At 56.0% G+C, this 1,264-nt stretch carries 1 protein-coding gene; it reads left to right on the top strand.

The genetic code is table 11. The features are described 5' to 3' along the window. Positions 1–593: 593 nt before the first annotated feature. On the top strand, positions 594–1,264 hold a 671-nt coding region (locus tag ABT116_RS47510; RefSeq protein ID WP_351647634.1), incomplete at its 3' end, for a hypothetical protein.

Here is a 1,264-nt window from a genome sequence, read left to right as displayed (position 1 = left end):
ATTCGACTGCTCGACCGGTTTTCCGACTTCCAGTGGAGGTAAATCGCCCTGGCGTTGCGTCTAAAGTACGAACTATCTGCCTTTTCTTGACTTTTTCGACAAAGCGGGAAAACTGGTACCTGTTCTAGGGTTTCGGGATGCGAGAACTCTTCTCGCCGGCACTGGACGCAGGATGCGATTCTTCTGCATTGCTGCGAAGGCTTACCCCTATATCGATGTCTACCGCCGGCCATGTGTGGACTTTGCAGAGCTGAAATCTGCTCTCAGGCTGTCCTGCAACGGTATTCGAATTTGTCTTGCCTTCGGGATGTGTCTCCCCGGCATGGCGCTGTATCCGAGTTTTCGTTCTGACAACGTGCAGGGAGGAGGAGATTTTCTTTGCGATGATGTCGCGATTCGAAATCGATTGCGACATTTCATCTTGTTGAACGTCAATCGTTTCTCAACGAAAGAAAAGGTTCAAAATGACTGTATCTCTCGCTCGGCGTGCCGGAACTACTGCTGCGATCTCTGCGGCAGCATTTGGATTGGTGTTTGCGGCAACGGTGCCGGCGTCCGCCCATAACGTGACGACGAATTACAACAATGCTTGCATGGGTGACCCCAATTCATCCATTGCGGGCAATGTTCATCAGCCGCTTCAGGCTCATTCCATGTCGGTTGCGCACTCGTCGTCGACGCCGGGCACCTACACGATTCAGCCAGGGGCGCAGACTGTTCCGACCAGTGGCGGTGGTGCCACGGTTGTCAACTTGAATCGATTGAACCTCGTATTCAAGATCGATCCGGTGACCTTCACGTCGGCGTCCATCGTCTCCGGGACGGGTAGTGGATTCAGTGGCACTCCGGTGGTCACTCGAGTGAACGCAAGTGGTGCCGCGGACGCTGCAGGATCCTACCTTTCCCTCAACGGGGGAGTCGGAACAACGATTGCGGGTGCGAGTCCGGGCGGCTCGAATACCTCTGATGCGGGTTTGACCGCGCTTGCCGGCGCCGCCTTCACGCTGCCTTCGGTCCAAGTTGTCACGACTTCCTCCAACCCGGCGGTTTACATCAACACCGACGGTGATGCCGGGAAGTACGCAAACCCGAAGAACTACATGACGTTCCTGTCGAAGGCGACACTGTTCGGAACTCAGTACGCCCCGACGATGTGCTTGGCAACGGATGTCACTCCGCGGACCGACTCGAATATCGGTTCCGTTCTGACGCCGAACGGCGGAGCGGCCAACAAGCACCCCTCATTGGCGGCGCTCGAACAGAT

Source organism: Streptomyces sp. NPDC002130 (assembly GCF_040296465.1).
Lineage (GTDB): Bacteria > Actinomycetota > Actinomycetes > Streptomycetales > Streptomycetaceae > Streptomyces.
This window is presented reverse-complemented; position numbering and strand designations above follow the sequence as displayed.